The 17,746-nt window shown below is 61.8% G+C and carries 14 protein-coding genes; 6 read left to right on the plus strand and 8 right to left on the minus strand.

Annotated features, from left to right (window positions below; translation table 11 throughout):
* Positions 1 to 845 precede the first annotated feature (845 nt).
* The 5 genes from N554_RS0101310 to N554_RS39450 all read right to left on the minus strand — a co-directional run bounded on the left by N554_RS0101310 (position 846) and on the right by N554_RS39450 (position 7,128).
* Positions 846 to 1,712 carry a carbohydrate ABC transporter permease gene (locus tag N554_RS0101310; protein WP_029581820.1) on the minus strand — a complete coding sequence of 289 codons (867 nt, stop codon included), beginning with the start codon at positions 1,710 to 1,712 and terminating at the stop codon, positions 846 to 848.
* Complete coding sequence (locus N554_RS0101315) at positions 1,709 to 2,584, minus strand: carbohydrate ABC transporter permease (RefSeq protein WP_029581821.1); 876 nt, start codon at positions 2,582 to 2,584, stop codon at positions 1,709 to 1,711. Before N554_RS0101315 ends, N554_RS0101310 begins: the two co-directional genes overlap by 4 nt.
* Before the next feature lie 204 nt (positions 2,585 to 2,788).
* On the minus strand, positions 2,789 to 4,177 hold the full coding sequence (locus N554_RS0101320; RefSeq protein WP_029581822.1) for an ABC transporter substrate-binding protein: 1,389 nt from the start codon (positions 4,175 to 4,177) through the stop codon (positions 2,789 to 2,791).
* A gap of 534 nt (positions 4,178 to 4,711) precedes the next feature.
* A complete protein-coding gene (locus N554_RS0101330; protein WP_036052105.1) occupies positions 4,712 to 6,658 on the minus strand; it encodes an AsmA family protein in 1,947 nt (648 codons plus the stop codon).
* Positions 6,659 to 6,762: 104 nt separating this feature from the next.
* A complete protein-coding gene (locus N554_RS39450; RefSeq protein WP_197033385.1) occupies positions 6,763 to 7,128 on the minus strand; it encodes a hypothetical protein in 366 nt (121 codons plus the stop codon).
* A gap of 28 nt (positions 7,129 to 7,156) precedes the next feature.
* Between N554_RS39450 and N554_RS41655 the strand changes: the two genes are divergently transcribed.
* From N554_RS41655 to N554_RS0101360, 6 genes are all read left to right on the plus strand, one after another.
* Positions 7,157 to 8,998, plus strand: coding sequence for a tetratricopeptide repeat protein (locus tag N554_RS41655; protein WP_245283489.1), 1,842 nt, complete (start codon positions 7,157 to 7,159; stop codon positions 8,996 to 8,998).
* Complete coding sequence (locus N554_RS41660) at positions 8,967 to 10,418, plus strand: CHAT domain-containing protein (protein WP_245283490.1); 1,452 nt, start codon at positions 8,967 to 8,969, stop codon at positions 10,416 to 10,418. Before N554_RS41655 ends, N554_RS41660 begins: the two co-directional genes overlap by 32 nt.
* Positions 10,419 to 10,478: 60 nt before the next feature.
* Positions 10,479 to 10,886 (plus strand): hypothetical protein, encoded by a 408-nt coding sequence (locus N554_RS0101340; protein ID WP_245283491.1) that lies wholly within the window; start codon positions 10,479 to 10,481, stop codon positions 10,884 to 10,886.
* Positions 10,887 to 11,099: 213 nt separating this feature from the next.
* A complete protein-coding gene (locus N554_RS0101350) occupies positions 11,100 to 11,867 on the plus strand; it encodes a hypothetical protein (RefSeq protein WP_029581827.1) in 768 nt (255 codons plus the stop codon).
* Positions 11,868 to 11,952: 85 nt separating this feature from the next.
* Positions 11,953 to 12,690, plus strand: coding sequence for a CoA transferase subunit A (locus N554_RS0101355; protein WP_029581828.1), 738 nt, complete (start codon positions 11,953 to 11,955; stop codon positions 12,688 to 12,690).
* Positions 12,690 to 13,340 carry a CoA transferase subunit B gene (locus N554_RS0101360; protein WP_029581829.1) on the plus strand — a complete coding sequence of 217 codons (651 nt, stop codon included), beginning with the start codon at positions 12,690 to 12,692 and terminating at the stop codon, positions 13,338 to 13,340. The genes N554_RS0101355 and N554_RS0101360 overlap by 1 nt, the downstream gene beginning before the upstream one ends.
* 43 nt (positions 13,341 to 13,383) lie before the next feature.
* Here N554_RS0101360 and N554_RS0101365 read toward each other — a convergent pair whose 3' ends face one another.
* The 3 genes from N554_RS0101365 to N554_RS0101375 all read right to left on the minus strand — a co-directional run bounded on the left by N554_RS0101365 (position 13,384) and on the right by N554_RS0101375 (position 17,710).
* On the minus strand, positions 13,384 to 15,048 hold the full coding sequence (locus N554_RS0101365; RefSeq protein WP_029581830.1) for an ABC transporter permease: 1,665 nt from the start codon (positions 15,046 to 15,048) through the stop codon (positions 13,384 to 13,386).
* 73 nt (positions 15,049 to 15,121) lie between these two features.
* Positions 15,122 to 16,147 (minus strand): Fe(3+) ABC transporter substrate-binding protein, encoded by a 1,026-nt coding sequence (locus tag N554_RS0101370; RefSeq protein ID WP_029581831.1) that lies wholly within the window; start codon positions 16,145 to 16,147, stop codon positions 15,122 to 15,124.
* 195 nt (positions 16,148 to 16,342) lie between these two features.
* A complete protein-coding gene (locus tag N554_RS0101375; RefSeq protein ID WP_029581832.1) occupies positions 16,343 to 17,710 on the minus strand; it encodes an MFS transporter in 1,368 nt (455 codons plus the stop codon).
* Positions 17,711 to 17,746: the final 36 nt, after the last annotated feature.

Raw genomic sequence — 17,746 nt, forward strand, 5'->3', positions numbered from 1 at the left:
CGGGCGCGCATTCGCGCGACCCGTTGGCTCGCAATGACGTCGCTCCAATTTCAAATACGCGTTCGCGATCCCGCGGCGGGATGCGCCCGAGGTTTGCGTTTCGTCGTCCCTCGAAAGAAGAGGGAGCAGGGAATGCCGGATGCGCGCTGCACCCGCGGTCCCGTGTGCAAAAGGGTAGAAAAAAGCGCACACGAGCATACAGGTTCAGCGGAGGCAATCCGGCATTCCCTGCGCAATGGCTTTACGGCTTATGCCGCGCTCTCCCCGGCGACGAATTCGTCTTGTCACCGTCGCTGCCGGCTTGATGGCGGATCGTCTCCGGTCGGATCGATTTCGCCACCGACAGCTTGGCACCAGCAACGGGTGTCGGGACCACACGGTTTTGCCGTACGCAACAACGCCGGTCGTCTGCGCGCTGTGGACCGCTCACGGATCAAGGATCCGCCCTGCGATCACCTTGCGCGCCGACGCTGCCGCGTCCACCGCATCCCATCCCGCGTTTCGTGACGATCGCGATACGCCCCTCTTCCCGGGTGAGACGGGCGAACTGATAAAACTGATTTGCCCGACGTGTTAAGCGAAGTTTTGCCCGTCGGGTTGTTTTGCCGCAGCCCCGGCTCCCGTAGTGCGGGCAGGCAAGCGTAGGGAAAAGCGTAGCGTGAATGATGGCGGTACGGCTCAATCTATCAACGTCATTGCGAGCCAACGGGTTGCGCCAATGCGCGCCCGATGACAGCTTCCGCGAAGCAATCCATTCTTTCCTTGCTGTGTGGGATGGATTGCTTCGCTGCGCTCGCAATGACGTTGGTGATAGGTCGCCACATAAGAACTGGCGGCTGTATCGCTCAGGACTTCACCGCGCCCGCTGTCAGGCCGCCGACCATATAGCGCCTGAACGCGTAATAGATCGCGGCCGGCGGCAGCGCGTAGATGAACCCCGTCGTCATCAGCAATTCCCACGGCGAATCGTCGGCGGCGAGGAAGTTGCCGAGAGCGACCGGCAGGGTGATATCGGTATCCCTGGACAGCAGCAGGAACGCGTAGAGATATTCGTTCCAGGCCAGCAGCAGCGCGTAACAGCCGATCGCCACCAGCGACGGCATCATCAGCGGCAGATAGACCAGCCGGAATATTTGCGGGATGGTGGCGCCGTCCATGATCGCGGCCTCGTCAAGCTCCACCGGCAACTTGTCGGAGGCCTGCTTGAGCACCCAGATCGCGTAGGGCGAGGCGATCGTCACCATCGCGAGAATCAGCGACCAGTGATTGTTGAGCAGTCCGTAATTGCCCATGGTCCGATACATCGGAACCGCAAGAAACGCTGCCGGGATGAAGTAGGTGAATAGCGCCAGATTCATCACCCAGCGGCCGCCGGGGACTTTCAACCGCGAGATCGCGAACGCGGTTGCGGTCGCAATCAGCAGCGTCAGCACGCCGACCGAAACCGCGATGACGGTCGAATTCCAGAACTGGATCCAGAAATCCCGCAGGAAATAGTGCTGCTGGTGAAACACGATATGGAAGTTATGCAATGTCGGATGATCGGGCCAGAACTTGCCCGCGAACGCATCTTCCTTCGGCGAGATCGCAAACAGCATCATGTGATAGATCGGCAGCATGGTCCAGATGAAGACGGGAATGCCGATCAACAGCAGGCGCGCTTCGGTGCTGGCTTCGCGCAAGGACGGCAGCTTGAAGGAGGGGAGCTTCATCGCGACAGCCGTTTCATCATGAAATACATCAGCGGAAGCACGAACGGCAGCGCGCAGACGATCGAGGCCATCGCAAGCGAGAGTTGGTCGAGCCGGAGATAGCGGATGCCGAGCGTCGACAGCACATGGGTGAGGTCGGCCGGGCCGCCGCCGGTCAACAGATACACGCTGTTGAAGTCGCCGAGCGTCCAGATCATCGAAAGCAGCGTGCAGGTCAGATACAGCGTCCGCACCGACGGCCAGGTGATGTAGCGGAATTTCTGCCACCAGGTCGCGCCGTCGACGTCCGCCGCTTCAAATAGATCGCCCGGGATCGCCAGCCGTCCGGTCATCAGGATCAAGGTCCAGAACGGCAGCGACTTCCAGATATGCATCATGATCGCCATCGTCAGCGCGACGGTCGGATCGTTGAGCCAGTTCGGACCGTCTTCGCCGGTGAACTTGAAGATGAGGTGGTTGACCATGCCCCATTCGGGATTGAACATGAATCGGACCGACAGGATGGTCGGTATTGAAGGCACCGCCCAAGGCAGGATGAATAAAACCGACAGCCATCTGATCCACGAGCGCTCCTGAATGAAGAAGCCCGACAGGAACAGCGCCACCAGCATCTTGAAGTTGATGCCGATCACCAGGAACACCAGCGTGTTGATGGCGGCCCGGGCAAAAATCGGATCGTTGTAAAGTGCGACGTAGCTCGACGGATGGCGCGCCAGCCATAGCCCGTAACCAACCGGATAAATCACGAAGGCGAGGAACACGAGCGCATATGGTGCCAGCAGCACGATGCCCCAGACCTGCGGGGTCGACAGACGTCCCGCCAACGGTGCGCCTGGTATCGCCTGATCCGAGGTCGAAAGCGTGATCGCCATTATTCCCTACTCTACTCCCAGCCAATGTCGGCGGCAGCTTTCATTTCACGTCGTCCCTGCGGAAGCAGGGACCCATACGCCGCAGCCCTAATTTTGAGCGACGCTGTTCGACGGCTGTCGCGCAACGACTGAAGGCTGTGGTTATGGGTCCCCGCGTTCGCGGGGACGACGGTAATGCATTGGCGGCGGCCGGCATCCTTTACGCTAGCCGGCGATTTCCTTGAGGCGGGCGATCAGTTCATCGACGGCCTTTTCGACCGGCACCTTCTCGCTGACCACGCGGTTCATCGCCTTGGCCCAGACATTCTCATTGTTCAGGATGGTGAACTTGTAGTTCCGGGTGAAGTCGAACGGCTGGGTGCCGCCGGTGAACTGGGTATAGACCGCCTTGCGATGGCGGTCAGCTTGCCAGAACGGACTCTGCTGGCTCGCCGTCGTGACCGGGAACCAGCGGCCGAGCGCACCCTCGACATAGGGCCGAAGATTTTCCTCCTGCATCAGGAATTTGACGAATTCCTTGCCTTCCGCCTTGTTCTTGGCGTTCGCGAAGATCAGCCCGGTCTTGACGTCGGAACGGTATTTGATCGGCGTGCCGTCCGGCTTGTTGGGAAAGGACGCGGTGATGATGGTTTCGTCATACGCCTTCTTGCCGGCGGCGCGTTGCTCGGGCGTCAGCGCGGGATTGTTGGCATCGTCGAGCCACTTCGCCGCGATCGAGATCGTGAAATTGTGCGTCATCACGATCGTCTTGTTGTGGAAGGCGACGTTGTTGTCCGGGTCCTTCCAGGTGGTGGACGACGGCGGCGTGCAGCCCCTGACATAGGTGTCGGTGTAGTCCTTCAGCGCGCCGATCAGGCCCTGCCGGACCTTGGGATCGTCGACCAGAAGCTTGCCGTTCTCGTCGACGAGGTTGACGTTATAGGCGTCCATGAAGGTGTAGAACGACTGGAACGAGTCGGTGGATTCTACGCCCATCGGCTGGCCGACGGCGAAGATGCGCTGGCCGGTGGCCTTGCGGATGGCGGGCTGCACCTTGTCGCACCAGAACGACCAGTAATCCGCCCATTTGGTCGGGATGTCGCTCTGCTTGAAGCCGGCCTGCTCCAGCATGTCGCCCCAGATCTGCACGTGCATGCTCTGCTGCTTCAGCGGGAAGCCGTAATAGCCTCGCTTCTTGGTGACATCGTTGAGCAGAAAGGCGGTTTCCAGCGTGTTCGGCGCGAACGCCGATTTCATCGGCAGCAGGATGTCCGAGAGATCCTCGAGCTTGCCCTCGAACGCCCATTTGCCCTGCGCCTGCACGTCGTAAGTATCGGAATAGGCGACATCGGGCACCGTGCCGGAATCCAGCGCCGCCACCGTCTTCGGAATCATGTCCTGAATGGCGTATTGCGACAGCTCGACCTTGATCCCGGTCTTGGCCTCGAACTTCTTGATCGTCTCCAGCAGCGCGTCGTCTTCGGACTTGTAGAAGCCCTTGCCGAACCAGACCGTGATCTTCTTCTCCTGCGCCACAGCTGGCGTGGCCGCGTAAGCAAGGCCGATGGCGGCGGAGACCGCCAACGCAAGTGCGCGTATTCCCCTGGGTTTCACGTCGTTCTCCCTGTTTGTTTCTTGCCGGATCTTCTTAACCGGTTGGATAAAAGACTAACGCATTGCCGCGGGCTGATCCAGATGATCAATCTGCATCTTCCGTGAATGTTGCCGGCGCCGGAGGTCAGCCGAACTCGTCGTCGAAGCGTTAGGGCAAACCCTGGACGAGCGATTTCATGAAGCCAATCGGTTCAACCACTCCGGACCTCACCTGAGGAGCCGGCGAAGCGTAGCGCAACCGGGCGTATCGAAGGATAGCAGGTTGCATGGCCATCGCCGGCGGCCATCCTTCGAGGCGCATCGCCTGGGCGATGCTCCTCAGAGCCTGACCGAAAAGCGGCCAATAGAATAGGCCACTTCTCGTCATTGCGAGGAGCGAAGCGACGAAGCAATCCACTAACAGCCATATTAAATCCTTTGGATTGCTCCGCTACGCTCGCAATGACGGTCTCAAAATCCGTTATTTTGTTGCATGCATTTCCGGTCATACTCTCAGGATGAGGTCCGGACAGAATGCCGATAGGAAATGCTGAGCTAGTTTGCCTTCGGCGCTTCCGCTGGCGCGCCGGCAGGCGCTGCCGCTTCGGGCACAGTGGCAGGCTTCAGTCCGCCGCCGGTGAAGCGTTCCAGCACCGAGCGCACCGCGTCGCGGGTCTTGCGATCCTTGACCGCATCCAGCAGCGGAGCGGAGGCCGGCGAACGCCGGATCAGGCTTTCGGGATCCGGGAAGATCAGCGGATCGTCCCACGGGCCTTGCACCACGAACGGCAGAACGAAGCCGGGTGCGGCATTCGCTGCCGAGGTCAGGCTGGCAACGCCCTTCATGTCGTATTCGCGCGACGGGACCGAGGCGGTCCCGGTCAGGGTGATACGCGCGGCGGGTCCTTCCACGCGAATATCCTCTGCAGTCGCGATACCGTCGCTGAATTTCACAGCGATGGTCAGGCTCTCGTAGGGCGTCGAGCCACTGCGGAAATTTCCGCCGCCGGACAGCGGCCGCCGTTCCAGCCGCTTCAGCAACTGCTCGACATTGAAGCCGGCGATCGCGCCGTCATGACCGCTCAACGTGGCGGTGCCGTCGAGCGACTGCGCCAGGCCGAACGGGCTCGAGCCCGACGCGACCAGTGACATGTTGAGATCGCCTCGGCCGGACAGTTTGGTGACGCCGAACAATTCGCTGGCGCAGGCTTGCAGATCGACGTCGGTGAACTGGAGCTGCGCCTTTATGTCGGCGACAGCATCGGAGCGCGCGACCCCGAACGAGCCCTTGGCGATGCCGCCATACACCTGCGCCTCGCCCACGCTCAGCGCCAGCGCGCCGCCACGCAAATTGGCGCCGAACGCGGTGCGGCCGAGTTTGGTCGAGCCGACCGTCACCCTCGCCGCCGACAGGCGCATGTCGAGGTCGGTTGTAGACAGCGAATTCAAATCGAACAGTTGCCGGTTCCAGTCGCGCGCGCCGCTGGCGAGCAGGCGGAAGGTCGGGATATAGGGAGTGAAGTCGAGCGCGTCGGCGGCGAGTGTCGCCTGCAGCGTCTGGCGGCCGTTGTTGGCGTAGGTCATGACGCCTTCGGCGACGTTGCCGTCGAGTTCGACATTGACGTTGGTCAATGCGATCGACGGACCGACGATATTGGCGCGCGCCTTCAGCGCGAAGCGGCCGAACCCGCCGCGGCCCGGCGGCGGCTGGCCGGTCCAGCGCAAGGCGTTGCGCAACGACGCGCTGTCGATGGTTAGCGTGCCTTCCATCATCATGCTGGTGCGATTGGCGACGGTGCCGTCGAAAGCCAGTTTCAACGGGGCGCCTGCGAGCCGTGCCTTCAGCCCGGACCGCTCGCCCGACAGCGCCGCAACGAAATCGCTGGTGCTGATCGAGCCGTCGACACGCTCGCCGCGCCAGTCGAATTGCCCGGTCGCGGCAAAGGAACGCGAGATCGACGGCCAGGCCAGCGAAAGGTCGATATCGTCGAGCGTTTCGGAGACGCGATTGGCGGCATCTTCATAGCTTAGCAGGCCGTCCTGGATCCTGATTTCGGAGAACGACAGCGGGTTGTCGGCGCCGGGTTTCATGGTATGGGCAATGGTGTCGATGAACGGCGTCCAGTTGCTTTCGCCGTCGGCTTCGCGGACGACGCGGATATGCGGCCGCAACATCATGACATCGGCGATCTCGAATCGCTGCAGCAACAGCGGCAGCAAATGCAAATTCGCGGTCAGGACGTCGACGGCTAGGGCGGGGTCGGCGCTGCCGCCGCCCTTCAGCCCGACATCATGAAACGAGACGTAGCTTGTGGGAAAAACCGAAACGTCGATGCTGCCATTGACCACCAGTTCGAGGCCGGTCACGGCGCGGATTTGTGCCTCCACCGCCTGGCGCAGGGCGTCGCGGTCGAGGAACCAGGAGGTCGCGATCAGGCCGATCAGCGCCGCGCCGAGAACGGCCGCAATCGGCATCCCCAGGCGCTTCATTCCTTGGCCCATCGTCAATGACATATTCAGGTCGGTTGGTGTCGGTCGCTGTTGAACTAAAGGGCGGGCGGTGCACCGACCGAACTCGGGTTTACCCGAACTCGGCAAATATGTCCTTATCCAAATCGGCAACGGGCGACTTGAATGGCGCCCCTGCCAACGCCGGCAACTTGATGGGTTTTCTTGACGCTTTCAAGGCCGGTTTCCGGGCGGTTCCATAGCAAGGTGGCCGTCCGGATAGCATGGAAGAGCTGTTCATAGGGCTGTCCGTTGCGCTTCCCGGTCCGGAAGCTCGACCGCTGATGGGAGTCCAGACGAAGAAATTCGTGCCTGCCCGGTCGAAAATTGCTAGCGTAGCCATATTGCGCAGCGTTGATGTTGATTAAGGCCATTTTCATGTCTCCGATTTCAACCGCTACTTTGAGATGCCTAACATCGGCAGCCTTGCTCGCGACATCCGCGCCCGCGGCATTCGCACTCACCCAGGAAGCCGCGCTCGAAAGCTGCAGGATGAGCGTCGGAAAGCCGATCGTTCAGAGCTGCATGAGAGCCGCGGGCGGCCCGGCAAATCTCGAAGCATGTCGCGCCAAGGCCAAGCCGCAGGTCCGCGCCTGCGTGATGGCCGCGCTCAACGCCGCCAATGGACGCGCCAACGTCGCCGTTGCGATTCCTACCGAGGCTGCGCCAAAAACGCCCGGGGCCAGTGCGCTGCCGGCTGGATTTGTCGCCCCGCCGCGGACGATTACCGACATCACTGCGATTTTGGACAGCGAGAAGCCCGACCTCAAGACAATCGAAGAGCTGAAGGCCGAGGCGGATGCCAATCCGACGGGCAAAGAATCGCGAGAGGATCTTGCGCAGTTCTATTTCGATCGCGGCAACGCCCGGGCCCAGCTTGGCCGGCTAGCCGACAGCCTCGCCGATGCCAACAAGGCAATCGAAGTCGGCCGCGGCGCTGTCACCGCTAACATGATGGGACGGCTGATCCAGCTTGCCGCAAATCAGTATTCGGCCGCTGGCGATCCGAAGAAGGCGTTCGATCTGTTCCAGCGCCAGCTTCGCGAAGTCGCCACTCAGAAGGGCGCCAAGGGATACCTGTTCGGCGCCAACCGTCAGATCGCTGGCATGCTGATACAGATGGGCGATATCGCCCAGGCGGAGGCCTATCTTCGCCGTAGCCAACCGCTGATTCAGGAATCCCGGACCAGCGGGCATCCGGCATGGCGATCGTCCTACAACACCAACGGCCAGAACTGGGAGGCGGAAATCGAACTCGGCCGCGCCATGATTTTCGAAGCGCGCGGCCAATTCCGCGATGCGGAGGCATCCTACAGGCTGGGCGAACAGCGCAAGCGGGCAGGAATCAAGGGGCTGTTGGGTTCCGAGAATCCACCCTCCGAATCCAGCCTGCTGCAGGGCGTCGATTTTACGATAGTGAGTCAGGCCCGGATGAAGGCACGGCAGGGGCGGCTTGCGGAAGCCGAAGTCGATGCGCGCCGCGCGCTGTTGTCGCGGCTGAAGGATCAGGGCAAGTACAATCCTACTACCCCGCGCTTCATCATGGGACTGGCTGATATCCTGGTGGAGCAGGGCCGTTACGCGGAAGCCGAACAGCTCGCGCGAGTGTGCCTCGAGATCAACCGCACGGTCGGCGTACCCGACGATTCGCTGTCCACGGTTCAGTTGTTGTCGCAACTCGGCGGCATCCTGAATTTGCAGCGCAAGGGCCCCGAGGCCATCACGGTCTACGCGCAGATCGACAAGGCGATCGCAAATTGGGAGCCGGCGCGGCGTCAGTCTTTCGAACTCAATGGCTCGCGCATTTTCTCGCTCTACGCGTCCGGTCAGGTCGAAGCCGGCATTGCGGCGGCAGAACAGCTTGTGAAGAAGCAACTCGCACGGGTCGGCGAAAGTCATTTCGATACCGCCTCGGCGCGCGGCACGCTCGCCATCGGGCTGATGCGGGCCGGCCGCGATGCCGATGCGATTCGCGAATTCAAGGCGGCGATCCCGGTCCTGATGTCATCGTCGCGCGAGAACGCCGACGACGAAAATACCACGGGGGTCGCCGCGCGCAGCCAGCGGCTTCAGGGCATCGTCGAGGCTTACTTCACGATGCTGGCGCGGGACAAGAATTCGGACAGCGACATTGGCGCCGAAACATTCAGCCTCGCGGATTCAATTCGCGGGCGCTCGGTACAGCAGGCGCTGGCGGCCTCCAGCGCGCGCGCGGCCGCCGCCGATCCCGCGCTCGCGGAATTGGTGCGCAAAGAGCAGGATCTTGCCAAGCAGGTGAACGCACATCGGAACGCTGAACAATGTGCTGTCGCTGTCATCGGCGGAGCGCGATGAGAAGGGCGTTCAGGCCATCAACGCCTCGATCAACACGTTGCGTGCCGAACGCAACAAGGCGAGGCAGGAGATCAGCCAGCGATTTCCCGCCTATGCCGATCTGGTCTCGCCCAAGCCTCCGTCGGTTGATCAGATAAGGGCAACGCTTGCCGATGGCGAGGCAATGCTCTCTTTCTATTTCGGGCAAACCGGCAGTTTCGTCTGGGCTGTTCCGAAGAATGGCCGGGTGGCGTTCGCCACGATCAAGGCAACCAGCGGAGAAATCGAAAGCAAGGTGCGCAAGCTGCGCGAAGCTTTGGAGCCGCAAGCCGCGATGATTTCCGACATCCCAGCATTCGATCTCAAGCTGGCTTATGAGCTTTACTCGCTCCTTTTGCAGCCGGTGGAAAGCGGCTGGAAGCCGGCAAAGAATCTGATCGTGGTCACCAACGGCGCGCTGGGCCTGTTGCCGCTGTCGCTGTTGCCGACCGCGCCGGCCGAAGTCCGCAGCGATGACGATCCGCTGTTTTCCGGCTACCGCAGCGTACCGTGGCTGGCGCGCACCCATGCCGTGACCACGGTCCCTTCCGCGGCGGCATTGCGCACGCTCCGGCAATTGCCCCCCGGCAAGCCGAACCGCGGCGAACTGATCGCATTCGGCGATCCGTATTTTAGCCAGGAACAGGAAGCCGACGCCGCCGGCGAAAAGGTCAAGCTCGCGGACGCCGGCGGCAACCTCACGCGAGGGCTGCCGTTGAAGCGGCGCAACGCGGTGAAACTCGAAGGTGTCGACAGCGCGGAACTGGCAATGTTGCCGCGTCTTCCCGATACGGCCGATGAACTGACATCGATCGCGCTGGCGTTGCAGGCCGATCCGTCCAAGGTCTTGAACCTCGGCAAGCAGGCCAGCGAACAGTCGGTCAAGACCATGAACCTTTCAGGGTTCAAAGTTCTGGCATTCGCAACGCACGGCCTCGTTCCCGGCGAGTTGAATGGCTTGACGCAGCCGGCGCTGGCGCTGTCCGCGCCTGCCGTGACCGGCGGCGAGGGCGATGGCCTCCTGACCATGGAGGAAATCCTGGGGCTCAAGCTCGACGCCGATTGGGTGGTGCTGTCGGCGTGCAACACGGGCGCGGGAGCCGGCGCCGGCGCCGAAGCCGCATCGGGACTTGGTCGGGCGTTCTTCTACGCGGGCACCCGCGCTCTGCTCGTGACCAACTGGTCGGTTCACTCGCAGTCGGCGCGTGAACTGGTCACCGATCTTTTCAAGCGGCAGGCGGACGATACCAAACTGACGCGCGGCGAGGCCATGCGCCAGGCCATGATGGCGCTCGTCGACGGCCCCGGCTACGCCGGCGCCGACGGCAAGACCGAGTTCGCCTATGCCCATCCGTTGTTCTGGGCGCCCTATTCCATCATCGGGGATGGCGGCGTCCGTTAAGTCTTTGAGTTTTGAGACGGGGAAAATAATGATTATGCGAATTTTCTGCACATTGCAGCCGTGTTCACTCCGCCGGACTGCGCTTATGCGGCACAGGTTCTAATCACCGACGAAGAAGCCAAGCTGCCACCGCCGAAGGGCGCCATCGCGACCGACCGACGAGGGATTCTGCGAGGACCAAAGGTCGATTTCGTGACCGCCGCCGAACCGGTCCGATCGCCGATGCGTTTTCAAATCAGGTTCGAGTCCTATGGCGGCGCCAAGGTCGATCCGGATTCGGTCAAGGTCACCTATCTCAGGACCCCGAACGTCGACCTTACTCCGCGCGTAAAGGCCTTTGTGCAGCCGACCGGTATCGATATTCCGGATGTGCAGTTACCCGCGGGCGATCATATGGTTCGGGTCGATATCAAGGATTCGGACGGGCGCGTCGGCAGCACAAGCTTTGTCCTGAAGATTGCCCCCTAGGACGACGTCGATGATGTGTCCGTTCTGCCGAGAAGAAAACGATGCCGGGGCGCTGGCCTGCGTTTCCTGTTCGCGCGATATCGCCATTCCGGGATCCTTGAAGGCCGAACGTGACGACCTCATTCGCAAGTGCGACCTTCTGCGAGACGAATTGATGCAGGCCAAGGGTGAGCTCGAGAGAGCGAGGCGCGACAAGAAGCGTCGATCAGCCTGATGGAGTGCCCATTCTGCGCCGAGACCATCAAGGATGAAGCCATTGTATGCAAGCATTGCTCGCGCGACCTCCGCGTCGTCCGTCCGGTCATCCATGAGGTGCAAGAAATTGTCGCGGAGATGGACAGGCTGCGCCGGGAGCTTGGCCGGATAAACGCAAGGCTTGAGCGGATCAAATATCCGGTCCACTACTTCGTCGCACACACGATCGGGTATGTGCTTGTCCCGATCGTCCTGCTCTTAGCGGCTCATATCCTGGTCACGATCGTATTCGACGCGAATCCGCTCTATCTGCGGCTGGCATCCGTCATCATTCCGGTTCCCTTTGGACTGGTGCTTTATGCCCGTCAAAACGCCGGATTCCGCGGCGCTATTCTTCTCGGAGCGCTGATCGCGATCCTCGCCGTGATCAGCATGCTGACGGTGACCGGTTTCAATGACAACGTTCCGATCGTTCCGGGTCCGTGGATCGAATGGCGCGAAGTCATCGAGTATTCGGCCAGCATTACACTCGCACTCGTCACCGGTAACATTATCGGCTTTCTGATTTTGGACGTCTTGCCGAAGACGATGGCTCAGGGCGGCAAGCCCAATGCGCTGGCTTATTCGATCGCAAGGCTGCTCGGGCAGCATGTCGGCGAGGAACAGCTGCGCCGGCGCGCACGCATCATTCAGGACCTGCTTGTCACGGTCGGGCCGGTGGCAGGCGTTGCGGCGACGGCAGCCGGCTCTGTCTATGCCGGCCTCAAAGGCGTTTTTGGCTGGTGAGAACATTGACGCACTGCGAAGATTTCGCCTAATAATCCCCCGATACGCGGGCCGTCAGCGCCTCCCTCCCATCAGGTCGCATTTCATGAAAAAGGTCTACCCCGACGCCAAATCGGCACTCGACGGCATTCTCAGGGACGGCATGATGATCATGTCCGGCGGCTTCGGCCTGTGCGGCATCGCCGAGATCTTGTCGGACGCGATCCGCGAATCCGGCGTCAAAAACCTGACCGTGGTCTCCAACAATGCCGGCGTCGACGGAATCGGATTGAGCCGGTTGCTCGAGACGCGGCAGATCAAGAAGATGATCTCGTCCTATGTCGGCGAGAACAAGCTGTTCGCCCAGCAGTTCCTCGCCGGCGAACTGGAGCTTGAATTCGCGCCGCAGGGCACGCTGGCCGAGCGCATCCGCGCCGGCGGCGCGGGCATCCCGGCGTTCTACACCAAGACCGGCGTCGGCACCCTGATCGCCGAAGGCAAGGAAGTGAAGGAATTCGACGGCGAGAAGTACCTCATGGAGCGCGGCCTGTTCGGCGATCTCGCCATCGTCCACGCCTGGAAGGGCGATACCGCCGGCAATCTCGTCTACCGCAAGACCGCGCGCAATTTTAACCCGATGATGGCGACGGCGGCGAAAATCACCATCGCCGAAGTCGAGCACCTGGTGCCGGCCGGCGAAATCGATCCCGATCACATCCACACGCCGGGGGTCTTCGTGAAGCGCATCATCGAGGTCGGCACGGCGAACAAGCGGATCGAGCAACGTACCACGCGCAAGCGCCCCGAAGCGGCCGCCGCGGCAGCAACCGGAGTAGAAGTCTGATGGCCTGGACCCGCGAACAAATGGCTGCCCGCGCCGCGAAGGAATTGCGCGACGGATATTACGTCAATCTCGGCATCGGCATTCCGACGCTGGTATCGAACTACATCCCCGAGGGCATGGATGTTGTGCTGCAGAGCGAGAACGGCATGCTCGGCATGGGGCCTTTTCCCTATGAAGGGGAGGAAGACCCCGACCTGATCAACGCCGGCAAGCAGACCGTCACCGAATTGCCGAGCACCAGCTATTTCTCCAGCGCCGATTCGTTCGCCATGGTGCGCGGCGGCCATATCGACCTGTCGATCCTCGGCGCGATGCAGGTGGCGCAGAACGGCGATCTCGCCAACTGGATGATCCCAGGCAAAATGGTGAAAGGCATGGGCGGCGCGATGGATCTGGTCGCGGGCGTCAAGCGCGTCGTCGTGGTGATGGAGCATTCCGCCAAGGACGGCCCGAAGCTTTTGAAGAAATGCGGCCTGCCGCTGACCGGCGAGCGGGTGGTCGACATGGTGGTGACCGATCTTGCGGTATTCACCATCGACAAGCACGGCAAGGATGGCATGGCGCTGGTCGAGCTCGCCGACGGCGTCACGCTCGACGAAGTGAAGGCGAAGACCGAAGCCGAGTTCCGCGTCGCGCTGAAAAACGCTTGAACGACACGCGGTTGATCGTCGGGACGGCAGTTGCGGCGTGAAGCTACGCCGGGCCTTTCGGAATATCTGAAAACCGCGTCAACCATGCCACCGGGCCGATGCTTGCGGCAACGATCAGCAATGCCGCGAGCGCACCTTCCTCGAAGCTGCCGCGGCTTGCGAACTGGTAGATCGAGGTCGCCAGCGTTTCGACATTCAGCGGCCGCAGCAGCAGCGTCGCCGGCAGTTCCTTCAGGCAATCCACGAACACGATGATTACCGCGCCGAGCATCGCCGGCCGCAGCAGCGGCAGATGTATCAGCCGCATCGTCATCCCCTGGCCGGCGCCGGCGGCGCGCGCGCTGTCGTCGTAATCGTGCGGAATCCGTTCGAACCCGGCCTTGATGAGCCCGGTCGGCACCGCCAGAAACCGGATCACATAGGCGATCACCACCGCAGCGCCCGAGCCGACCACGATCAGTCCCGGCAGCGGACCTCCCATCCATCGGGCGAGCGTGTTCAGCCCATTGTCGATGGCCAGAACCGGCGCGAGCAGGCCAAGCGCCAGCACCAAACCGGGCAGCGCGTAACCGGTTTGCGAAATGTTCATCGCGATCGATCGCAAGGCATTCGGCCGCCAGCGACAGGCGAGAACGGTCGCGAAGCCGAGCAGCAGTGCGATCGCCGTGGCAAGGGTCGCAAATGCGACCGAGTTGAACGCGTCGCGCCACAGCGACATGTCGAAATTGGTCAACAGCCCGCGCTTGAAACTCTGCTGCACCAGAAAAAGCAGCGGCACGAAAAACCCGATCAGCACCGGCAGCAGGCACACCGCGAATGCCCACCAGCCCTTGATGCCGCTCAACAGGGTTCGCTGCGTCAGTCGCGGGCTTTCGGCGGAAAATTCCGTCGCAGCGTTGCGGCGGCCGTAACGTTCGATTGCGATCAGGCCGGCAACGATCGCCAGCATGAAGCACGAAAGCTGGGCGGCGCCAGCCAGGCTTCCGCGATTGAGCCAGGTCGTGAAGACCGATACCGTGAGCGTACGGACGCCAAGATATTCGCTGGCGCCGATATCGTTCAGCGTTTCCAGCGATACCAGCGCGACGCCCACCGCCAGTGCCGGCCGGGCCATTGGCAGCGAGACCCGCCAGAACACGCTCCAGCTGTTGGCGCCGAGAGTCCTCGCGGCCTCGCTGAATTCCGCGCTTTGAAACTGAAACATCGATCGCGCCGACAGGTAGACATAAGGATACAGCACGAAGCCGATCACAACGATCGCGCCCGGCATCGAGCGCAGATTGGGAAGCGCCAGCACCACATCGCGCATCGGAAACCAGACCGCGAGGGTGCGGTGGACCAGGCCCAGCGGCTCGAACAGGTCGGCGTAGACGTAGGCGGCCATATAGGTGGGGATCGCCAGCGGTAACGGCATCAGCCATACCATCATCCGGCGGCCGCGAAAATCGTACAGCGAGATCAGCCACGCGGTGCCGGCGCCGATCAAGAGCGCGAGTGCGCTGACCCCGCCCAGCAGCAGCGCGGTCTCGAGGATCGCAAGCGGCAGCACGTAGTCAATGAGATGCCGCCAGACATCTGCCGCGGGCTGCATCGCGAGTGAGATGGTCGAGATGACGGGAGCGGCGACAAGGATCGCGGTCGCGACCGCGATTGCCGCCACGACCCGTCCAGCGCGCGTGGCGCGGCTCACGCGAGGACGCGTTTTCATGAAGTTGGAAAGCCACGCGACCTCTTTCCACTCCCACGAGAGGGAGCGGGAAGCAGGCAAGCGCCGGGAACGATCAATTGTCAAAACCGACCTTGTCCACCAGCGTCGACGCCGCCTTGCGGTTTGCGGAAATCTTCGAGATCGGCAGCGGATCGGCGTTGAGCTTGCCGTACCCCGCGATGGTTGGATTGATGGCGACGCCGGCGCGAACCGGATATTCATAGTTGGTGTCGGCATACATCTGCTGGGCCCGTTCACCGGCGAGCCATTCGATCAGTTTCACGGCATTGGCTTTGTTGGGTGCATGCTTCGCCAGCAACACGCCCGAAAGATTGACATGGGTGCCGCCGCCTTCGAATGTCGGCAGGATGACGCGCGTCGCTTCGGCCCACGCCTTCTTGTCGGGGTCGTTGTTCATCATCAGCGCCCAATAATAGGTGTTGCCGATGCCGATGTCGCATTTGCCGGCGGCGACGTCGCGCGCGGTCTCGCGATCGCCGCCCGAAGGTTTTTGCGCGAGATTGGCTTTGACGCCGCGCAGCCATTCCTCCGTCTTGGCTTCGCCGTACCTCGCCGCATAGGCCGCGAACAACCCGTTGTTATAGATATGCTGGCCGGAGCGGATGCATATTTTGCCCTTCCATTTGGGATCGGCGAGTTCTTCGTAGGTGATGGCATCCTGCTTGACGCGATCCTTTGAGGCATAGATCACGCGCGCGCGCATGGATATTCCGGCCCAATGTCCGTCCGGATCGCGATACTGAGCCGGCACGATCTTGTCGATGACTTCCGACTTGATCGGCTGCGTCACGCCGACCTGCACGGCTTCGTCGATGCGGCCGATATCGACCGTCAGCAGCACGTCGGCCGGGCTGTTGGCGCCTTCAGCCTTGATGCGCTGCTCAAGCCCCGAACTCGCCGAGACGACATTGACCTTGATGCCGGTGTCCTTGGTGAAGGCATCAAACAACGGCTGGATGAGCTTGGTTTCGCGATAGGTATAGACGTTGACTTCGCCGTTCTCAGCGGACGCCGTCGAGATCGGCGAAGTCAGACACAGCAATGCCGCAGCGGCGGCAAGAGCGCGAAAATGGATCATGAGAGCTGCTCCGGCGGAGATGGTGACGATGCCGGTCTCAGTAGCGCAGCAGGTACCGCGCTGTCCGCGACGCGATGCCGCGAACGGGTCGTTTTAGAGAGATTCCACGCTGTGATTTAGAAGCGTTCCAAAACTCATCGAGCGCATGCTGGCCGTCCGAGGCTACGGCTCTCGCCGTAGCCTCGGACGCTTTTTCTACGAAACTTCCTTCAGCAACGCAGGTGCGGTCTCGTTGCGCTTGAGTTCTTCCAGGCTGCGATGCCGCGGCTCGATGCCGAGCGCCCAGACCGTGATGATCTGCACAACCAGCAGCCCGATCATCAGCGACATCACGCCGGCGACGCCGCGCGCCTCGAACAGCATCACCACCAGGAACGGCGTGACGATGATGGCGCCACGGCCCAGCGTGTTGACGATGCCGGAGGCGCGCAAGCGTACTTCGGTCGGGAACAGTTCGGGAATGTAGATGCCGAACAGCAGCGCCACCAGCACGTAGATCGGGACCGTAAGCGCGAAGCCGACCGCGGGCAGCAGCACCGGATCCGAGATCATGGGATAGATGATGCCGAGGATCACGCTGATCAGCGACGCGCCGATGATGGTCGGCTTGCGGCCCCAATGGTCCGCCGTCAACGCGCCGATGGCGGAGCCGATCGGCGCCCCCAGCGCCATCAGCAGCGAATATCCAAACGACGTCGCAACGCTCAGCCCCTGCTTGATGAAGAACACCGGCAACCAGGTTACAAAACCGTAGAGCAGGGTGTTGATGGTGATCAGGCAAACCGAGCCTACGATCATGCGTGACAGCAGCGGTGCGGTGAACAGCGTCGCAAGATCACTGGAGACGACGACGGTCGAAGCAGCTGCAGGCGCCGGCAGCGGCTTGCCCTGCGCGGCTTCGCGCTCGATCGACTGCATCAGCGCTTCGGCCTCCTCGGTGCGGCCGACGGCTTCCAGCCAGCGCGGCGATTCCGGCAGGCTCTTGCGGAGATACCAGACGATCAGCGCGCCGACGCCGCCGATTACGAACATCGCGCGCCAGCCGAATTCGGGCACCACCAAGGAGGCGACCAGCAGCGAGATCGGCAGGCCGGTGACGACGCACACCGCCATCAAGCCGAGCCATTTGCCGCGGGTTTTTGCCGGCACGAATTCCGTCATGGTCGAATAGCCGACCACGTTCTCGGCGCCGAGCCCAAAACCCATCACGAAGCGGCAGGCGATCAGGATCGTCATGTTGGGCGCCAAGGCGGCGGCCAGCGAGGCGAGACCGAATACCAAGAGGTTGAACTGGTAGGTAAAGCGTCGTCCGTAACGATCGCCCAGAAATCCGGTGGCGAACGAGCCCAGCATCATTCCGACGAAGGTCGCCGAAATGAACATGGCGTTCTGGGGCAGCGTCGAGAAGCCGGTCTTCAAGGTGACGCCGAGTACGGTGCCGGCGAGATAAATATCAAAACCGTCGAAGAACATCCCGATGCCGATCAACATCATGATGCGGCGGTGGAATGGGCCGATCGGAAGCCGATCGAGACGGCTGCCGGTGTTGACTGACGTAGCCATGTGTTTTCTCCCCTTAAATTGATTTTGTTGGTCGAG

The sequence above is a fragment of the Bradyrhizobium sp. URHD0069 genome, assembly GCF_000701345.1.
Classification (GTDB): Bacteria; Pseudomonadota; Alphaproteobacteria; order Rhizobiales; family Xanthobacteraceae; genus Bradyrhizobium.